Here is a 16,927-nt window from a genome sequence, read left to right on the forward strand (position 1 = left end):
CAAAAAAGGCCGGGCAATGCCCGGCCCCGCCCGCTTCCGACGATCTCACTCGACGGTGATGCGGCCGTCCAGCTTGGGCACGAATCCCGGCCCCTGTTTGGCAAGGTACTCCGCCAGCACATCCGCCAGGTCCGGCCCGAAATCATAGGCGTTCATCGCCTTCTCGGCGAAGACCTTGTAACCATCGCCGCCCGAACGCATGTAGTTCTGCGACACGACGCCATAGGTCGCGTTGGGATCGATGGCCACCCAGTTCGTGCCGTCGCGCACCTGCACATCGCCGATCCGGCTGCCGGGCGGCGCTGCCGGGTCCAGGGTGTATTTCAGCCCCGCGACCTGGGCAAAACGCCCGGCTCCCTCCTCGAGCTGGCTCGCGCCATTCTCCAGCGCCACGAGGACATCCTCGCCCTTAAGCTGGAAGGTCGACAGCGTGTTCTGGAACGGCAGCACCGACAGCACATCGCCCATCGTCACCGTTCCGGCCTGGATCGAGGCACGCAGCCCGCCGCCGTTCTGAATGGCGATGGTGACGCCCTGGTCCTTGACCCGCGCCAGCATGGCGTCGGCCACCACGTTGCCCATCTCGCATTCCCGGGCGCGGCAATTGTTGCGGCTGCCGTCGATCGGCGCCTTGATCTCGGCCACCCGCTTCTGCTTGAGCTGCTCGATCGGCGCGGCCATCTCCTTGACCCGCGCCGCCAGCTTCTCGTCCGGCGCGACCGAGGCATCCAGCAGGATTGGCGCGCCCTCGGCCTTGACCAGCTTGCCATTGTCGTCCCAGGTCAGGACCAGATGGCCCAGATATTTGCCATAGGCATAGGCGGTCGCCACCGGAACCTCGACCCCGTCCGCGCCCTTCACCATGGTCGGATAGGCCCCTTCGGCACCCTCCATGTCGCCCAGCAGCGTGTGGCTGTGCCCGCCGACGACCGCATCGATCCCGGCGACCTCGGCCGCGAATTCCTGGTCGCGCTTGTAGCCGGAATGGGTCAGCGCGACGATCTTGTTCACGCCCTCGTCGGTCAACGCGGACACGTCGGCTTTCAGGCTGTCCATGTCGTCCTGGAAGATGACCTTGTCACCGGGCGCGGCGGTCTCGGGGGTGTCCATCGCCAGGGCCGAGACGATGCCGATCTTTTCGCCGCCGACCTCCAGGGTCAGCGCGTCGCCGACCTTGCCCTTCAACTCTGGCGATTGCGAGAGATCCAGGTTCCCCGAGACGACCGGAAACTTCGCCCCCTCGGCCAGGATCTGCAAGCCGCCAGGCCCGTCGTCGAACTCATGGTTGCCGGCCGCCATGGCGTCGAAGCCGATGGCGTTCATGAATTCGACCGTGTCCTTGCCCTTGTAGGTCGTATAGAACAGGCTGCCCTGATACTGGTCGCCAGCGTCCAGAACGACGACGTTCTGCCCCTCGGCCTTCAGCTGCTCGCGCAGCTCGCGAATCTTGCTGGCCAGGCGCGCGATGCCGCCGAAGCACTCGTTCTTTGTCTGAGACTCGGCATCGCAGGTGCTGTCATACTTGTTGATCGGTTCGATCCTGCTGTGAAAATCGTTGATATGCAGCACATGCAGCGTGTAATCCGCCTGCGCCGCGCCCGAAGACAGCACCACCGCCGCCGCTGTAACCAGGAGCCAGCGTTTCATCTCAATCCCTCTCGTCACGGATATCTGAACCGGGGGAAGATTGGGCGATGCACCCGCCTGCGTCAATCGTGCTCGGCCAAAGGTTCGCGCTTGACGGCGGCCGGACCGCGACGCATGAACCGGCCATGCTGGCCTACAAGATTTTCCGCGATCCCGAATATCAGGCATTCCTGCGCGACGGAGGGTCGGCCGGCGCGCCGGTCGACCTGGCCGACGGCTATATCCACCTGTCCACCGCCGCGCAGCTTCCCGAAACGCTCGCCAAGCATTTCGCGGGCGAGCCCGACCTGCACCTCTTGGCCATCGAAACCGAGGGGCTTGATGCCCTGCGCTGGGAACCCTCCCGCGGCGGCGACCTGTTCCCGCATCTCTACCGCAGGCTGCGGGCCGGCGATGTGCTCTGGAGCCGCACCCTGCCCCTCGGCCCCGACGGCCACGAGACCGGAGACCTGGCATGAACCCCATCGAGCGGCTTGGCCTCGCCGCGCTGCATCGCCTCGACCCGGAGCGCGCGCATGATCTCTCGATCCTCGCCTTGCAACGCGGGCTGGTGCCGCTGCCCGGCAAGCCCGTCACCTCGGACCGCCTGCGCACCCGCCTTGCCGGTCTCGACCTGCCGAACCCGGTCGGCCTCGCCGCCGGCTACGACAAGAACGCCCGCGCCCTGCCGGCGCTGATGCGCGCCGGCTTCGGCTTCGTCGAGGTCGGCGCCGCCACCCCGCGCTCCCAGCCCGGCAATCCCAAGCCGCGCCTGTTCCGCCTGACCCAGGACCGCGCCATCATCAACCGCTTCGGCTTCAACAACGACGGTGCGCAGGCCATCGCCGAACGTCTCGCCCGGCGTCCCGCCGGAATCCCGGTCGGGCTGAACATCGGCGCGAACAAGGACAGCGCCGACCGCAGCGCCGATTTCGCAGAGGTCGTGCGCCTTGCCGGCGCCCATGCCGATTTCCTGACCGTCAACGTCTCGTCCCCGAACACCGAAAAGCTGCGCGACCTGCAAGGGCCACAGGCGCTGGCCGCGCTGCTGCAAGGCGTGCTGGCCGCGCGCGACGCGCTGCCGAACCGCCCGCCCGTGTTCATCAAGATCGCGCCCGACCTCGACGAGACCGCACTCGTAGACATCGCTGCCGTGGCCCTTGCCGCGCCGGTCGATGCAATCATCGCGACCAACACCACGCTTTCGCGCGACGGCCTCGTCTCGGCCCATGCCGGTGAAGCCGGCGGCCTTTCCGGAGCGCCGCTTTTCGATCCCGCCACCCGCATCCTCGCCCGGCTCTACCGCGAGACGCGGGGCCGGGTGCCGCTGATCGGCGTCGGCGGCATCGCCTCGGCCGAGCAGGCCTGGCAAAAGCTGCGCGCCGGCGCCGCGGCCGTTCAGATCTATTCCGCGCTGGTCTATCAGGGCTTCTCGCTTGCCGCGCAGATCGCGCGCGAACTCGACGAACGGCTCGCACGCGAAAACCTCGCACTGGCCGAGCTGACCGGCAGCGGCAACGCGGACTGGCTCTAGCTCTAGAACAGGTCCTCGTGACCCAGAAGCTGGTTCATGGTGTTCGATGGCTCCGAGCAACCAGCATCGCCCACGATCCGCGCCGGCACCCCGGCGACGGTCTTGCAGGGCGGCACCTCGGCCAGCACCACCGAGCCCGCAGCGATGCGCGAGTGATGCCCGACGCGGATATTGCCCAGCACCTTGGCGCCAGCGCCGATCATCACGCCGTTGCCGATCTTGGGATGGCGGTCGCCATCCTCCTTGCCGGTGCCGCCCAGCGTCACCGAATGCAGCATCGACACATCGTTGCCCACCACCGCCGTCTCGCCGATGACGATGGAATGGGCATGGTCGATCATCACGCCCGTGCCGATCACCGCTGCCGGGTGAATGTCCACCCCGAACACTTCCGAGCAACGCATCTGCACGAAATAGGCCATGTCGCGCCGGCCCTGCTGCCACAGCCAATGGCCGATGCGATAGGCCTGCAGCGCTTGGTAGCCCTTGAAAAACAGGATCGGCTGCATCAGCCGATGCGTCGCCGGGTCGCGGTCATAGACCGCCAACAGGTCGGCCTGCGCCGCCGCCGACAGTTCCGGCGCCCGGGCAAAGGCGTCGTCGGCGATCTCGCGCAGGATCTGCTCGCTCATCTCGCGCGAGGCGAGCTTCAGCGAAAAGCGATAGGCCAGCGCCGCCTCGAATGTGGCATGGTGCAACAGCCCGGCATGAATCAGCGCACCCAGCAGCGGCTCGTCGCGCACGGCAACCCGCGCCTCGCGCTGGATACGCCCCCAGACCGAATCGCGAGGGGCGTCACGAGCGTCGGAAAGCGGCTCGATCATGTCTTTCTGCAGGTTCATTCAGGCGCGCCCGTCGGTTTCATCCCTTAAGTTTAGCGGAAACCGACGGGCGCGAAAAGACCGTCAGTCCGGCAGCCGCAACTCCCACCAATGCAGCACGACGCGCACCCGGCCGCCGGTAAACTGCCCGCCTATGGCGGTCAGCCGCAGCGGCACCGGCTCCCAGAAGGCGGTGGGCGGCGACAGCACCCCCCGCGCCCAGGAACCCTGCGCCTTGCCCAGCCCCTGCCCGAACCGCGCCAGGCTGTCAGCGTTGCCCGCCGTGCCCAGCGACCACGAACTCGCACTGCCGGTGACCGCCTGCAGCACCCGCGCCGTCGCCCCGATGACCAGCCCGCCCGGCGGAATGACCATCGCGGTCTCGAACCAGGCTCCGGCGCCCAGCGTCACCTCCTCGGACAATTGTCGCGCCAGCAGGCCCGAGCCGTGCTGGCCCAGCGTGACCGCACCCGCCACCCAGGCCGTGCCGTCATGGATCGCCCCCACCCCCTGATCGGCGATGACCGCGCGCCGGCCAAAGCGCGGCTGGACAAAGATCCAGCCGCCATTCGCGCCGATGGCCACCATACCGCCCCGCCCCTCCCAGGCATTGACCGCACCCGGGGGCACGGCCCAGCACATCCCGTCCACCACCGTGTCGGGCGGGGTGGTGCGGGTCAGGCTCTGCAAGACCAAATCGACCTGCCCGTCCAGCCGCAGCAGCGCCTCGTTCACCGTGACATGTTTCTGCGCCTGCGCCGGCATCAACAGCGGCAGCGCGCAATTGGCGGTCGTGTTCTCAGGCATGGATCATCCTCCTTGCATGGGGCCCGGCCCCGAACGTGTCTGAAAGCTGGGCGACCTCGACGGCGAAGTCGCCTCCGGCCATGGCCCGGGACCAGCTGTCTTCCGGCACCACCCAGCGCGGCTCGGCCAGCACGGCCTCGGCCAACACCTGCCCGTCCCGAACCAACCGGGCCGCGTAACGCTCCTGCGCCTCGCCCAGCGGCACGTCCGGCCCGTCCCAGCCATCGCCCTGCACCCGGGTCCGCCGGATCCAGGTCGCGACCCGGCCGCGGAGTTCCAGGTGACAGGGGGACAGCGGCCGCAGCCCGGCGCCGCGGAACGCCGCGGCGACATGGCGATAGCTCGGGTCGTCCGGCGCGCGCGTCGCCGGTCCGATACGCCAATATCGCATCTGGTTGCGGGCCGAGGGTGCCAGTTCCACCTGCCGCGCCGCGCCGTCCAGCACCACCACCACGCTGCCCGAGGGCCAGACCTCCGGCATGAAGGCATCCGTCCCCGCCTGCCCGCGCAGCCGGGTCGAGATCTCCCACAGCCCGGCCGCGACCAGCCGTGCGTCGGTGAATTGCAGCAGTTCCCAGCCCTCGGCCGAACCGTCGCCGATCGCCAGCAGGTTGGCGCCCGCCATCAGCGCCTCCGGCGTCGCAGATTCCAGGGTGCCGCCCTTGACGCGGACCCGCAGTGCCGGCCCGCGATCCCAGACCCCGGGCCGCGCGGCCGAAAGCGGGCTTTCGGTCCGACCCATGATCGCCGGCTGGTCCAGCGTCATGTTCAGCCCATAGCCGCCCGCCGCTTCGGTCGAGACCCAGATCGCCGCCGCCCCCGGCCAGGGCGTCGCCGTCACCGCCAGATGCGGCGCATGCGGTGACTCGTCCCCTCGCAGCAACGGCAGGTCCAGGAAGACCGGCCAGACCGGGATCGGCGGCACAAAGGGCCGCAGCGCCGTCTCGCCCTCGATCAGCCGGGCCGGGCGATAAACCCCCGGCTCGACCCGCACCGCGTCGACGGTGATCGCGCCCGCCCGCTCGACCCGGTCGATGCGCCAGCGCCGTGCCTCGACGCCGGATTCGGCCAGCCGCACCACATCCCCCGGCCCCAGATGCCCCAGCGAGGGCGGCAGGGCAAAGCGTACCCCGTCCCGCGCCACCGCCGATTCCGACAGCCAGCGTTCGGCCAGCGCCCGACCTTCGCCCCGCGTCAGCGCCATCGCCAGCTCGCTGTCCGAGACCGGCAGGAACTCGGCCCCCGGCATCATCGTCTCGGCGGTGCGCGCGGCATAATCGCCGCCGGTCTCGACATGGGTCAGCCGGATGCGGCCGACGATCTCGGCATCGGCGGCGCGCGAGACCTCGACCGCCTCGACCTCATCGGTCAGCGCCATGTCGTCCGGTCCCAGATCTGCGTCGACCCGCGCGCTGCGCATGACGAAGCGCAGGACGCCTTCGCGCTCGACGGCATCGAATCCATGCGCCAGCATCAGCGGTTGCAAGGCCGCGCGACCGGTCTCGGCCCCGGACAGCGCATAGCCGCGCACCAACCCCCGCAGCCCCTCGGCGTCAAAGGCACGCACCCCCGCCTCGCGGCAGATCTCGGCCACCACATCGGCCAGCGGCACCGCACCAGCGCGACCGTTGAGCCAGTGCCCGCGTTCCCATGCCGGACCGTCCGACCACAGGTCGGTGCGCGCCGGGAAGGCCGGATAGGGCCGCGCATCCCAGCACCAGACATGCGCGCGCGCCATGTCCACCATCCGCCCCGCCCCGGTCCTGCCGAACGCGGCGCGGGCCGGGTTGTTGGCCGGATCCGACCAGAACCCGGTCATCGCCCGCACATAGGCCGCCTGGATCACGTCGTCGCGCCGCCCGTCCGAGAAATAGGGCAGCATCGATTCCGAGCTCATCGCGTCCAGGAACTTGTTCGGCTGATTGGTGCCTTTGTCCAGCGCCGCGCAGCCCATCTCGGTGAACCAGACGGGTTTGCTGCCCGGCACCCATGCCGTCGGCTGCGCCTGCCGCAGCCCGCCGATGCGGTCGTGATGCCGGTTCTGCCACCAGCCGCGGATGTCCTTGTAACGCCAGACCCAATGCTCGTGATGCGCGCCGTCATGGATCCGCGTGCGCCGCTGCGCCTGCCGGTCGGCCTCGCTGGCGTAATACCAGTCGTAGCCCTCGCCCCCCGCGACATTGCCGCGCAGATAGGCCGGCTCGTCGATCCGCCCCCAATGCGCGTCCAGATGCGCCTCGCCCTCGCGCCAGTCGGACAGCGGCATGTAATTGTCGATGCCGATGAAGTCGATGTTCTCATCCGCCCAAAGCGGGTCCAGGTGGAAATGCACGTCGCCGTTGCCGGGGTGATGGCCGAAATATTCCGACCAGTCGGCGGCATAGCCGATCCGGACCCCCTCACCCAGGATGGAGCGCACCTCCGCCGCCAGCCGCCTGAGCTGCGCGACCGCCGGGAACGAATGCGCCGATCCCATGATCGTCGTCAGTCCGACCATCTCGGAGCCGATCAGGAAGGCGTCGATGCCGCCCGCCGCCGCGCAAAGATGCGCGTAATGCAGGATGAAGCGGCGATAGGACCATTCCTCAGGCCCGTTATAGCGGATCGTCCGGCCGTCGCGCGAGAAATCCCCCGCCTCGGCCGTGCCGAAGAACCGCGCCACCTCCGTCTCGGCCGCCGCCGTGCCGGCCGGGCTGCCCGTGCGGCCGGGCGCGACGCTGGTGGTGATCCGCCCGCGCCAGGGCATGACCGGCTGATGCGCCGCGCCGCTCCACGGATCGGGCCGGCCATTGTCCGCCAGTTGCTCCATCAGGATGAAGGGATAGAACACCGCCTTGCGTCCGCTCTCGGCGATCGCCCGCAACGCCTCGATCACCGCGCCGTCGGCCGGCGTGCCGCCATAGATCGGCCTGCCGCCCACCCGCGCCACCTCGGCCGCATCCTGACGCCCGATGCCGCCCGCACGCCAGGCCATCTCGCGCCCGTCGCGCGACAGGTCTTCGACCTTGGGCCGCACCGTGCATTCGCCGACCCGCAGATCGTCGCCGAACCAGGACACCACCAGCGAGACCGAGCCGACATTCGGCAATTCCCGGCCCAGCACCCGCATCGAGGCCTGGAAATCGCTCGACGCCAGCGGGGTATTGTGGTTGACTACCTGCGTCTCGCCCAGGCCCAGGTCATAGCTGACCGCCGTGGTCGCCAGCGAATATTCCCCGGTGCCGGGGATCATCGCCACCGCCTGCACCTCGCGCGACAGCCCCCGGCCTTCCTTCGCCGCCCGCGTCACCTCGAAAGACAGTTGTGGCACCCGGTTGCCCCAGCGCTCCAGCGCCAGATCCTCGAAGACGACATAGGCGATGCCGCGATAGGTCGGAGCGGCATCGCCCTCCTGCGCGGCGATGGCCGGGTCTGGCAGTTGGTCCTCGTCGCCCGGATAGACGCGCATGTTCAGGTCGTCGGCAGAGATCTCCTCGCCATCCGCCCAGATGCGGCCCACGCCCAGGATCGGCCCCTCGCACAGCGCCAGCGCAAAGCTCAGCCGATAGCCGATCTCGGTCACGCTGGGCCCCGAGCCCTTGCCGCCGCCATGCCGGCGCCGCGTCTCGACCAAAGGACCAGCCCAGATCGCATGGCCCGGCACCCGCATCTGCCCCCAAAGCCGCGGGATCGGCGTGCCCTCGCCCGCGGTCTGGATGCGCAGCCGGTCCACGCGCCCCGTCTCGACCGCCTTCGAGCCGCCGCCCAGCAGGCGCTGGTCGATGACCCGCCCCAGCGTCGCCCCGACGGCCCGGCCGATGACGGCCCCCGAAAGCCCCAGAACCGTGCCGCCAAAGCCCGCACCCAGCGATGCCCCGACCGCCGACAGCAGTATCGTCGCCATTGCGCCTCACCTTTCCCTCAAACCGGCGGAAACCGGAACCGGCCCGCGATCCGCGCGCGCCACGGTGCCGAGAGCGGGCTTTCCACCACGCCATGCCGGTCATAGGCATGGACGAAGCTGGCCCGCTCGCCGATTTCCACCAATATTCCCATATGCTTGGCGACGGACCCGACCCGCATGCGAAAGACCAGCACGTCGCCCGGCCTCTCGTCCGGCGCGGGCAGCAGGAACCGCGCCGCGCCGCCCAGCAACAGCTCGACCCCGCCGACCTCGCCCCAGTCGGGGGTATAGGTCGGCATGGCCTCGGGCTCGGCGCCGAAGAACTCGCGCCAGATGCCGCGCACCAGCCCCAGGCAATCCGTCCCCGCCCCCCTGACCGAGCCCTGATGCACATAGGGCGTGCCGATCCAGGCCCGGGCCGCCGCCACCACCGCCGCACTCACCGGTTCACCTTGGGCGCGATCAGCCAATCCTCGGGCGGCAGATGCGGAAAGCCGCGGAAGTTCGGATAGTTCAGGAACTTCATCCGACAGGTCTCGCCCCGCTTGTCGCAGCCCGCCAGCAACCGCACCCGGTCGCCCACCGCAGGCCGGATACCCAGCGCCGTCCAAAGCTCGACCTCGCGCCGCGCGCCCGGCAGGGCGGCATCGGCCTTGACCAGACCCGACAGCCCCCGGGCCGCGCCCGTCAGCACCAGCAGTTGGCCATGCTCGAACCAGCCTGCATCATGCCCGGTCACCCCCGACAGCATAAGCCGGCTGCCGTCTTCCAGGACCACCGCGCCCTCGGCCGAATAACCCGGCCTGGACAAATCGAACCGGCATTGCCCATCGCCCAGCGCCGCCGAGCAGCGCGGATGATAGACCCGTCCCTGCGCCTTGTTCAAAGGCTCGGACAGCCCGCGCAGCTCGGCCCGGAAGGCCGCGCCGCTGCGCGCCACCTCACCCAGATGGCCGCGAAAGATCAGCCGCCGGTTGGCGGGATCGGCCCAGTCCACCTCCCACAGCCGCACATCGGCGGCGTCCCAGCGACCGGCCATCAGGTCGCGCTCGGTGATCGCCGCGTCCGACAGCGCGCCCGCCACCTCGCTGTTGTCCACCGACAGGCCCAGGCCCTGCACCAGTGCCCGCGCGGTCAGCCCGCTGTCGGGGCGAAAGGCGATGCCGTCAAAGGACAGCGCCTGGTCGTGATCGGTAAAGCCCAGCACCAGCCCGTCACGGCGCTGGACCGCCCAGGCCCGCGCAATCGTCTCGGTCATAGCCGCACCTCCACCACCGGCACCTGCGGCAAGTCTCCAGCCTGGAACGAGGCGACCGAGACCGCGATGCGATCCGTGTCGAAGCGCACCGGCACGTCGAACTCGAACCCCGCCGTGACCACCGCCCCCGCCTCGGGGGGGCCGGCAAAGCGGATCACCCCCGAAGCCGTGTCCACCGAGAAATCCACCCCTGCGCGCCGCTCGACATTGCCGATCCCGGCCAGCACCGTACCCTCGACGGGCTTCGTCACCGGCCGCCAATAGCGCGCCGGGCCCGAGGCATAGGCCTTGCGCAGCGCAAATTCCCGCCGCACCCCGTCGCCGGTACCGATCTCCTGGTCCTGGAAACTCACCGTGCCGCTCGGCGCGCAGGACTTGCAATCCGCCCAGTCCTTCCAGCGGAATCCGTGCATCTGCCCCGCCCGCGCCTCGAAAAAGGCGATCAGCGCCGCCACATCGTCCAGCGAGCGCAGCCCCAGCCCGGCGTCATAGCGGCGCCGCGAATGCGCCCAGGGCGTGCGCCGCTCCTCGTGGCCATTGGTCAGCGCGACGATCTCGGTCCGCCGTTCCGGCCCGCCGACCGAACCAAAGGACAGATTCGCCGGAAACCTGATCTCGTGAAATGCCATGGTTCACCCGTTCCTTTCCCCGCGCGCCAGCAGCCGGCCCATCTGCGCGGCGATCTGACTCTGGCTGCGCTGGAATCCCGCCACATCGGGGGTCGAGACGTTGAAGGTCACGTTCAACGGCCGCCCGCCGCCGCCTGCTGCCGCCACGCCCAGCCGGCCATCGGCCCCGCGACGCAGCGGCATGATCGCCTCGGCCCCGGCCTCGCCCATCAGCCCGGTCGCGCCGCGCATCGGGAAAAAGGTGGGCTGGCTGACCACGCCGCCCTTGGCAAAGGGCATCACCCGCCCCTGCGCGAACGCCCCGCCATTCGCAAAGGGCAGCGCCGCCGAGACCATGCCGTTCACACCCTGCGCAATGGCCCCCGCCAGCGCCTGCTCGACCGGCCTCATCGCCACGGCGAAGGCGCTGTCCGCCATGCTGCGCGCGATGCCTTTCAGCGCGTCCGACAGCTTCATGCCATCGAAGACCAAGCCTGCGAATGCCCGGCGCAGCCCGCTGCCGATACCCTGGGTCAGCGTGCCCACCTCGCGATTGGCATAGGTCATCGACTCGCGCAGCCGGGCCAGTTCGGCGTCGAACTCCGCCACCATCCGCGCGCTCTGCTCCAGGCCCTTGCCCAGGGCCGGCCCGTCCTCGTCCAGCCGGTCGAATCCGTCTTTGTCCGCCACGACGGCACCTCCTTCTTGCAGATGTTCATGTCGCCGGCCGGTCGGGATAGCGCGCCACCAGTTCCGCCAGGCGGTCGCGGGTCATCGCGCCGCCGCGCCCCGGCTCGATGCCCAGCATCAGCGCCAGCTCCGCCGGGGTCAGCACCCAGAACTGCGCCGGCGTCAGTCCCAGCCCCCCCAGCCGGACGGGGCCAAGGGCCATGCGCAAAAGCCCCGGCCAGTCCAGCCCACCACTCATGTTCCCTCGATGCGGAAGGCCCGCGCCAGCAGCGCCGCCGCCGCATGGGCGGCGGCCACCGGCCCGCCGCGCAGATCGGCCGCGGCCAGTTCCGCCATGCCGCCCGGCCAGCCGCCGCCGCGCAGGCCCGCGACCAGCACCGCCATCACGTCGCGGCTGGAAAACCGCCCGCCCTCGAAACGTTCGACCAGCGCGATCATGCTTTCGGCGCCCAGTTCCGCCTCAAGCCCGGCCAGGGCGCCCAGCGTCAGCCTGGCCACATGCGCCCGGCCGTCGAGGAAAATCTCGACCTCGCCCGCCAGCGGATTGACCATCTCAGAAGGCGACGAAGCTGATCGCGCCCGCGCTTGCCATGGAAATCTCATAGGTCGCCTCGCCATTGTAACTGCCCGCATATTCCAGCGAGGTGATCTGGAACGGCCCCTCGACGGTGCCGAAATCCGGGATCACCACCTGGAAGCGCGGCACCTCGCCGTCGAAGAACACCTGCCGCGCCCGCTCGTCGGTGGTCCCGTCCCGGAACACCCCGGACCCCGAGATGCTGGCCGAGCGCACGCCCGCCCCCGCCAGCAGCTCGCGCCAGCGCCCCTCGCTCTCCAGGCTCGTCACGTCCACCGTCTCGGCATTGAAGCCCAGCCGGGTCGCCCGCAGCCCCGCCACGGTCTCGAAATGGCCGTCGCCGGTCATGTCCATCTTGATCAGCAGGTCGCGTCCGTTCTGCACCGCCATCACCGTCTCTCCTCAACCCAGGTCGATGCGCGCGCGAAAGGTCAGATCGACCCGTCGCCCCGCGCCGTTTTCCGCCCGCCGCGCCCGGGCGCGCAGGAACCACAGCCCCGCCAGATGCCCGCGCGAAAGCTGCATCTCGGCCGTCTCCAGCGCCTCGCTGACCGCGACCGCCGCCGCCTTGACCGCGCCGAAACCGCCCGCCGCCTCGGCCGCCGACAGGACCGAGACGACGAAATCATGCACCGCCCCCGCCGCCGTCATGTCGCCCGCATCGCGCACCTCCTCGGGGCCCAGCGAGACATAAGTGCCCGCCGGCGCCGCCACCGGCATCGCGTCAAAGATCGCGTCGCCGACCAGTGCGCGCAGCGCCGCATCCGCGCGCAGCACCCGATACACCTCGGCCTGCAGCGCGGCCGTCCCCAGATAGCTCATGCCGGCGCCTCCTCTTTCGCCACGCAGACCAGCCAGCGCCCTTGCGGGTCGCTCTCGGCCACCGCCTCGATGCGGAAAAGCCGGGCTGCGGCACCCTCGCCCAGCCGCAGCCGCTGCTCGGGGCGCGGGCGGCGCGCATCGCCGGACGGCGCCGCCCTGACGGTGATCCGCCAGATCACCACGCTCTGAGCCCCCACCTCGGCGAAACGCTCGGACCCAGCGCCCGATCGCATCTCGGCCCAGATCCGCCCGACCTCCTGCCAGGACAGCGTGAAACCGCCCATCCCGTCCGGTTCCCGCAGCGGCGATTCGATGACCAGCGGCACCGTCAGCCGCGGCGCGCTCATGTCCGGCCGCGCGAAGTGCCGCGCCCCCCCAGCACCCGGACCGAGCGCCAGCGTTCGATCAGCGCGCTGACCCCGAAGGGCATCGCGCCCTGCGTGCCCTCGAAGCTGCGGTCCTCGTGATAGCGCCCGGCGAGCAGCAGCACCGCCTGCGCCAGGTCGGCGGGCACCCGCGCCCAGTCCGTCCCGAACCCCGCCCGGAAGGTGATGGCGACAAAGCCGCCCGCAGGAACCGATGGCAGGAACGTCCCCACCGGCTTCAGCATCGGCCGCTGCACATCCGGCACCAGCCGGTAACTCGCCGGATCGACCGGCGTCCCCACGCCCGCCGCATCGGCGATCTCGACCTGCTCGACGGCCTCGACCGGGGCCAGCGGCAGCGGCTGGCCCAGAGGGTCGCGCCATTCCTCCAGCCGCAGCCGGAACTGCCGCGCCAGCAGCACCTTGCCGGTGCGCGCCTCGATGGCGGCGATGGCCGCGCGCAGGAACCCCGCCAGCGCCGCGGTCTCGGCCGCATCCCCCGCCATCTCGAACCCCGTGCCCAGTCGCAGGTGCTCCCGCAGCCCGGCAACGGGCAGCGCCTCGACCGCGGGGGCCGTCACTTCCACAAGCATCATCTTCGTCTCTCCCACTCGCCGGAGTGCCGCATCCTCTGGACGAAAAGGGGGCCGCGCATATCCGCCCTCGCGCGCGCGGACAGTGGCTTGCCGGTCCGGCGGACATTGGCCGCGCGGCCCCCGCTTCGGCCCTGGATCAGCCGAAGACCATCAGCTTGATGGCGCGGGCATCGGTGACGCCGCCGCCGACGCGCTTGGTGGCATAGAACAGCACATGCGGCTTGGCCGAGAAGGGATCGCGCAGCACCCGCAGGTCCGGCCGCTCGACGATGGTATAGGCCGAGCGGAAGTCGCCGAAGGCGATCGAGAACGAGCCGCGGGCGATGTCCGGCATATCCTCGCAGACCAGCACCGGATAGCCCAGCAGCTGCGCCGGCTGCCCCATCGCCAGCGAATCCGCCCACAGGAAACGGCCATCGGCATCGCGCATCTTGCGCACCGCGGCGGCGGTCTTCGAGTTCATCAGGAAGCTTGCATTGGCCCGGTATTGCGCGCCCAGCGCATAGACCAGATCGATCAGCGCATTGGCCGGATTGGTCGCTGCGAAATCCCCGTCCCCGCCCGAGGCGATGGTGCCGATCTGCACATTGGTCGCCGTGCCGTTCGGCGCTTTGGCATGGGTCAGGAAGCCCTTGGGCTTGTTCACGCCGTCGCCGTTGACAAAGGCCGTCGCCTCGGCGCGGGCGAATTTCTCGGCGATGCGGCCGGCCAGCCAGGTCTCGACGTCGAAGGCGCTGTCGTCCAGCAGCCGCTGGCTCGCCTTGGGCATGGCGGAAAGCTCGTGCACCGGGATCACCACCCGCTGCACGGTCGAGCTGCCGGTCTCGGCCTGCGCCGTGGCTTCGCTCGCCCAGCCATGGGCGATGTCGCCCATGTCGACCAGCACCTCGTAGGTGGCCGATTCCACCGTCACCACATTGGCGACCTTGCGCAGCGAGGCGGTGACGTTCAGCGCCTCCTGCACCTGCAGGGCCACTGTCGGCGCCGCCAGGAAGCCGCCGTCGCTGGTGGTGGTCATCGCCTTGCCCTCCAGCGGCAACCCGCGCAGCGCGCCGTCGTCGCCGTGGCGAATATAGGCGTCGAAAGCCTTCTGATGCGGCGCGCCCTGATCGGCCTCGGCCGACAGCGGGGCGCGGGCGCGGGAAATGGTCTTGCGGTCCAGCATGGTCATGCGTTCTTCCTGTGCTTCCAGTCGCTTCTGAATGTCGGATCGGAATGTCTTGAGTTCATTGACGAACCCCAGCATCTCGGCCCCCAGCTCGCCGGGCATGTCCGCCCCGGCCGCGGCCTTCACCTCGGTCATCGTCCCCTCCATCTGGTGAACCTCACTCGGCGCGCAGCGCCCGCGTCGCGGCCCGGAAGGCCGCCGCCAATTCCGATGCGCCCTCGGACTTGCGCCCGATCTTGGCCTCGGCCAGCATCGGGAAGGTGACCAGCGACACCTCCCACAGCTCGACCTCGGACAAGAGCCGCCGGCCCTTGCCGTCGCGCTCGGCGACCACGGTGCGATAGCCGATCGACACCCCTCGATGGCACCCGCCCCGATCAGCGCCGCCGCCTCGCGGGCCTGGGCGATCTCGGGCAGCAGCCGGCCCTTCACCCACAGCCCCTTCTCGTCCTCGCGGATTTCGTCCCAGACGCCGATGGGCCTGGCGGGATCGTGCTGCCACAGCATCCGCACCTTGTCGCCCCGCGCCGCCAGCCGCGCCAGGCTGGCCGCATAGGCGCCGCGGACCACGATATCGCCGCCCTGATCGGCCAGGCCGAACAGGCTGGCATAGCCCTCGATGCGCGTGCCCTCCGCCATCAACGAGCCGCCTGGTGCATATTTCAGCTCCAGCCCGTAATCCTTTGAATCCATGTCAGCCTCCTTTCGGTGCATATTCCAGGATCGACTGCACCGCCTGGGTCAGGATCACCGCGACGACGCCATAGACGGTCATCCACAGCCGCCGCTCCAGCCCCTCGATCAGCGCCTCGATCCGCTCCAGCCGCCGCTCGACCTGGCCGAATTGCAGCGCCATGATCCGCTCCTGCGTATCGAAGCGCTGGTCGTGCCAGTCGAAGGGCTCCTTCACGAAACGCGAGCCCTCCATCGTCAGCCCTCCGCCAAGGGCGGCAGGCCCAGCGCCGCCCGCTTCTCGGCCTCGGTCAGAAAGGCGGCCTCGCCGATGCGCCGCCAATGGCTGTCGCGCTCCTCGGCCAGCGCCGGAACCCGGTCCGGATCGGCACGCAGGTCGATCTCGGCGCCCAGATGCTCGGACAGCCACCAGGCCACGGCGCCGGCAACGCGCGAGACCAGCGGCAGCACCGTCAGCCGATAGAAGGCGCGATGCGCCTCGGCGTAATTGGCATAGGTCGCCTCGCCCGGAATGCCGATCAGCATCGGCGGCACGCCGAAGGCCTGGGCGATTTCCCGCGCCGCCGCCAGCTTGGTCTCGTGGAACTCCATGTCGCTGGGCGAGAACCCCATCGGCTTCCAGTCAAGCCCCCCTTCCAGCAGCATCGGCCGCCCGGCATTGCGCGCGCCCTGATGGTGCATCTCCATCTCGGTCACCAGCCGGTCATACTGGTCCGGCGACAGGCTGCCCTGCCCATCCGCCCCCTTGTAGACGATCGCCCCCGAAGGCCGCGCCGCATTGTCCAGCAGCGCCTTCGACCAGCTCGAGGCGCTGTTATGCACATCCACCGCCACCGCCGCCGCCTGCATGGGCGACAGCCCGTAATGGTCGTCCAGCGGATGGAAGCTGCGGATATGGCAGATCGGATCGGGACTGCCCGCCATGTCGAAGCGCACCTTCCGCCCGCCCACGCCATATTCATAGGCGACGGGCCAGCCATCCGGCCCCGGCACCACCGCCATCCGGTCCGAGCGCAGCACATGCAGCTCGGCCGGCAAGCCCTTGGCGCCCTCGCCCACCGCTTCCAGATAGCCATTGCCGCTCAGCAGGATCTGCCCGAACAGCGCCTCGAACAGCTCGGCGCGACCCTGCCCGGCATTGGGCCGGCGCAGCAGGTCCAGCACCGGGTGCACCTCGTAGCGCCGTTCGCGGTCCTGGCAGACCAGCGGCACCGCGGCGGCGGCCTCGGCAATCAGCCGCACGGCCCGGAACCCGACCGGGTTGCCGGCAAAGCCGGCATTGGTCAGGCTGACCGTGTCGCGCGGCGACCAGACCACCCGCCCCGAGCCCGCCGCCAGCGCCACCACCTTGCCGGTGGCGCTGGCCTTCTTCTCGACCTCGACGACGGGCGGCCTCGCGGCCGCAGCCCCCCGTCCGAACCAGGGAAATGCCATCGGTCCCTCCTGAATCCCCAATGAAAAAGGGCCGCTCCCGCGACC

Annotated in this window: 19 protein-coding genes and 1 pseudogene; 2 read left to right on the forward strand and 18 right to left on the reverse strand. The window is 70.0% G+C overall.

The window, feature by feature from the left end:
• Positions 1-45: 45 nt before the first annotated feature.
• Positions 46-1,647: a bifunctional metallophosphatase/5'-nucleotidase gene (locus NBE95_RS12375; protein WP_289895738.1), complete on the reverse strand. Its 1,602-nt coding sequence runs from the start codon at positions 1,645-1,647 to the stop codon at positions 46-48.
• Positions 1,648-1,772: 125 nt separating this feature from the next.
• Between NBE95_RS12375 and NBE95_RS12380 the strand changes: the two genes are divergently transcribed.
• Positions 1,773-2,105, forward strand: coding sequence for a DUF952 domain-containing protein (locus NBE95_RS12380; protein ID WP_289895739.1), 333 nt, complete (start codon positions 1,773-1,775; stop codon positions 2,103-2,105).
• Positions 2,102-3,160, forward strand: a complete 1,059-nt coding sequence (locus NBE95_RS12385) for a quinone-dependent dihydroorotate dehydrogenase (protein WP_289895740.1) — start codon at positions 2,102-2,104, stop codon at positions 3,158-3,160. Before NBE95_RS12380 ends, NBE95_RS12385 begins: the two co-directional genes overlap by 4 nt.
• Before the next feature lie 2 nt (positions 3,161-3,162).
• Here NBE95_RS12385 and cysE read toward each other — a convergent pair whose 3' ends face one another.
• The 17 genes and pseudogenes from cysE to NBE95_RS12470 form a co-directional block, all read right to left on the reverse strand.
• Complete coding sequence (cysE, locus tag NBE95_RS12390; RefSeq protein WP_289895741.1) at positions 3,163-4,002, reverse strand: serine O-acetyltransferase; 840 nt, start codon at positions 4,000-4,002, stop codon at positions 3,163-3,165.
• A 63-nt stretch (positions 4,003-4,065) separates the two neighbouring features.
• Positions 4,066-4,788, reverse strand: a complete 723-nt coding sequence (locus NBE95_RS12395) for a DUF2793 domain-containing protein (RefSeq protein WP_289895742.1) — start codon at positions 4,786-4,788, stop codon at positions 4,066-4,068.
• Complete coding sequence (locus NBE95_RS12400) at positions 4,781-8,671, reverse strand: glycoside hydrolase/phage tail family protein (RefSeq protein WP_289895743.1); 3,891 nt, start codon at positions 8,669-8,671, stop codon at positions 4,781-4,783. Before NBE95_RS12400 ends, NBE95_RS12395 begins: the two co-directional genes overlap by 8 nt.
• 17 nt (positions 8,672-8,688) lie before the next feature.
• Entirely contained in the window at positions 8,689-9,114 is a 426-nt protein-coding gene (locus NBE95_RS12405; protein ID WP_289895744.1) for an NlpC/P60 family protein, read from the reverse strand.
• Positions 9,111-9,929, reverse strand: coding sequence for a DUF2163 domain-containing protein (locus NBE95_RS12410; RefSeq protein ID WP_289895745.1), 819 nt, complete (start codon positions 9,927-9,929; stop codon positions 9,111-9,113). The genes NBE95_RS12405 and NBE95_RS12410 overlap by 4 nt, the downstream gene beginning before the upstream one ends.
• Positions 9,926-10,558 carry a DUF2460 domain-containing protein gene (locus NBE95_RS12415; protein ID WP_289895746.1) on the reverse strand — a complete coding sequence of 211 codons (633 nt, stop codon included), beginning with the start codon at positions 10,556-10,558 and terminating at the stop codon, positions 9,926-9,928. The genes NBE95_RS12410 and NBE95_RS12415 overlap by 4 nt, the downstream gene beginning before the upstream one ends.
• Before the next feature lie 3 nt (positions 10,559-10,561).
• On the reverse strand, positions 10,562-11,227 hold the full coding sequence (locus tag NBE95_RS12420; RefSeq protein WP_289895747.1) for a phage tail tape measure protein: 666 nt from the start codon (positions 11,225-11,227) through the stop codon (positions 10,562-10,564).
• A 25-nt stretch (positions 11,228-11,252) separates the two neighbouring features.
• Positions 11,253-11,465: a phage tail assembly chaperone gene (locus NBE95_RS12425; RefSeq protein ID WP_289895748.1), complete on the reverse strand. Its 213-nt coding sequence runs from the start codon at positions 11,463-11,465 to the stop codon at positions 11,253-11,255.
• Entirely contained in the window at positions 11,462-11,779 is a 318-nt protein-coding gene (locus NBE95_RS12430; protein WP_289895749.1) for a gene transfer agent family protein, read from the reverse strand. The genes NBE95_RS12425 and NBE95_RS12430 overlap by 4 nt, the downstream gene beginning before the upstream one ends.
• Position 11,780: 1 nt before the next feature.
• On the reverse strand, positions 11,781-12,194 hold the full coding sequence (locus tag NBE95_RS12435) for a phage major tail protein, TP901-1 family (protein ID WP_058097454.1): 414 nt from the start codon (positions 12,192-12,194) through the stop codon (positions 11,781-11,783).
• 12 nt (positions 12,195-12,206) lie between these two features.
• The gene (locus tag NBE95_RS12440) at positions 12,207-12,626 is read right to left on the reverse strand and encodes a DUF3168 domain-containing protein (protein ID WP_289895750.1); all 420 of its coding nucleotides are present in this window, start codon (positions 12,624-12,626) and stop codon (positions 12,207-12,209) included.
• Positions 12,623-12,973: a head-tail adaptor protein gene (locus NBE95_RS12445; RefSeq protein WP_289895751.1), complete on the reverse strand. Its 351-nt coding sequence runs from the start codon at positions 12,971-12,973 to the stop codon at positions 12,623-12,625. The genes NBE95_RS12440 and NBE95_RS12445 overlap by 4 nt, the downstream gene beginning before the upstream one ends.
• Positions 12,970-13,587 carry a hypothetical protein gene (locus tag NBE95_RS12450; protein WP_289895752.1) on the reverse strand — a complete coding sequence of 206 codons (618 nt, stop codon included), beginning with the start codon at positions 13,585-13,587 and terminating at the stop codon, positions 12,970-12,972. The genes NBE95_RS12445 and NBE95_RS12450 overlap by 4 nt, the downstream gene beginning before the upstream one ends.
• A gap of 136 nt (positions 13,588-13,723) precedes the next feature.
• On the reverse strand, positions 13,724-14,890 hold the full coding sequence (locus tag NBE95_RS12455; protein WP_289895753.1) for a phage major capsid protein: 1,167 nt from the start codon (positions 14,888-14,890) through the stop codon (positions 13,724-13,726).
• A 22-nt stretch (positions 14,891-14,912) separates the two neighbouring features.
• Positions 14,913-15,448, reverse strand: a pseudogene (locus NBE95_RS12460) (HK97 family phage prohead protease).
• Position 15,449: 1 nt separating this feature from the next.
• Complete coding sequence (locus NBE95_RS12465) at positions 15,450-15,683, reverse strand: hypothetical protein (protein WP_019352420.1); 234 nt, start codon at positions 15,681-15,683, stop codon at positions 15,450-15,452.
• Positions 15,684-15,685: 2 nt separating this feature from the next.
• On the reverse strand, positions 15,686-16,882 hold the full coding sequence (locus NBE95_RS12470) for a phage portal protein (protein ID WP_289895754.1): 1,197 nt from the start codon (positions 16,880-16,882) through the stop codon (positions 15,686-15,688).
• Positions 16,883-16,927: the final 45 nt, after the last annotated feature.

The sequence above is a fragment of the Paracoccus sp. TOH genome (assembly GCF_030388245.1).
Classification (GTDB): domain Bacteria; phylum Pseudomonadota; class Alphaproteobacteria; order Rhodobacterales; family Rhodobacteraceae; genus Paracoccus; species Paracoccus simplex.

Coding starts and splice junctions, on each gene's coding strand:
- NBE95_RS12375 (WP_289895738.1), bottom strand. CDS start 1,647: ATGAAACGCTGGCTCCTGGTTACAGCGGCGGCGGTGGTGCTGTCTTCG.
- NBE95_RS12385 (WP_289895740.1), top strand. CDS start 2,102: ATGAACCCCATCGAGCGGCTTGGCCTCGCCGCGCTGCATCGCCTCGAC.
- NBE95_RS12435 (WP_058097454.1), bottom strand. CDS start 12,194: ATGGCGGTGCAGAACGGACGCGACCTGCTGATCAAGATGGACATGACC.
- NBE95_RS12450 (WP_289895752.1), bottom strand. CDS start 13,587: ATGATGCTTGTGGAAGTGACGGCCCCCGCGGTCGAGGCGCTGCCCGTT.
- NBE95_RS12410 (WP_289895745.1), bottom strand. CDS start 9,929: ATGACCGAGACGATTGCGCGGGCCTGGGCGGTCCAGCGCCGTGACGGG.
- NBE95_RS12400 (WP_289895743.1), bottom strand. CDS start 8,671: ATGGCGACGATACTGCTGTCGGCGGTCGGGGCATCGCTGGGTGCGGGC.
- cysE (WP_289895741.1), bottom strand. CDS start 4,002: ATGAACCTGCAGAAAGACATGATCGAGCCGCTTTCCGACGCTCGTGAC.
- NBE95_RS12415 (WP_289895746.1), bottom strand. CDS start 10,558: ATGGCATTTCACGAGATCAGGTTTCCGGCGAATCTGTCCTTTGGTTCG.
- NBE95_RS12430 (WP_289895749.1), bottom strand. CDS start 11,779: ATGGTCAATCCGCTGGCGGGCGAGGTCGAGATTTTCCTCGACGGCCGG.
- NBE95_RS12455 (WP_289895753.1), bottom strand. CDS start 14,890: ATGACCGAGGTGAAGGCCGCGGCCGGGGCGGACATGCCCGGCGAGCTG.
- NBE95_RS12380 (WP_289895739.1), top strand. CDS start 1,773: ATGCTGGCCTACAAGATTTTCCGCGATCCCGAATATCAGGCATTCCTG.
- NBE95_RS12465 (WP_019352420.1), bottom strand. CDS start 15,683: ATGGAGGGCTCGCGTTTCGTGAAGGAGCCCTTCGACTGGCACGACCAG.
- NBE95_RS12470 (WP_289895754.1), bottom strand. CDS start 16,882: ATGGCATTTCCCTGGTTCGGACGGGGGGCTGCGGCCGCGAGGCCGCCC.
- NBE95_RS12395 (WP_289895742.1), bottom strand. CDS start 4,788: ATGCCTGAGAACACGACCGCCAATTGCGCGCTGCCGCTGTTGATGCCG.
- NBE95_RS12425 (WP_289895748.1), bottom strand. CDS start 11,465: ATGAGTGGTGGGCTGGACTGGCCGGGGCTTTTGCGCATGGCCCTTGGC.
- NBE95_RS12440 (WP_289895750.1), bottom strand. CDS start 12,626: ATGAGCTATCTGGGGACGGCCGCGCTGCAGGCCGAGGTGTATCGGGTG.
- NBE95_RS12445 (WP_289895751.1), bottom strand. CDS start 12,973: ATGAGCGCGCCGCGGCTGACGGTGCCGCTGGTCATCGAATCGCCGCTG.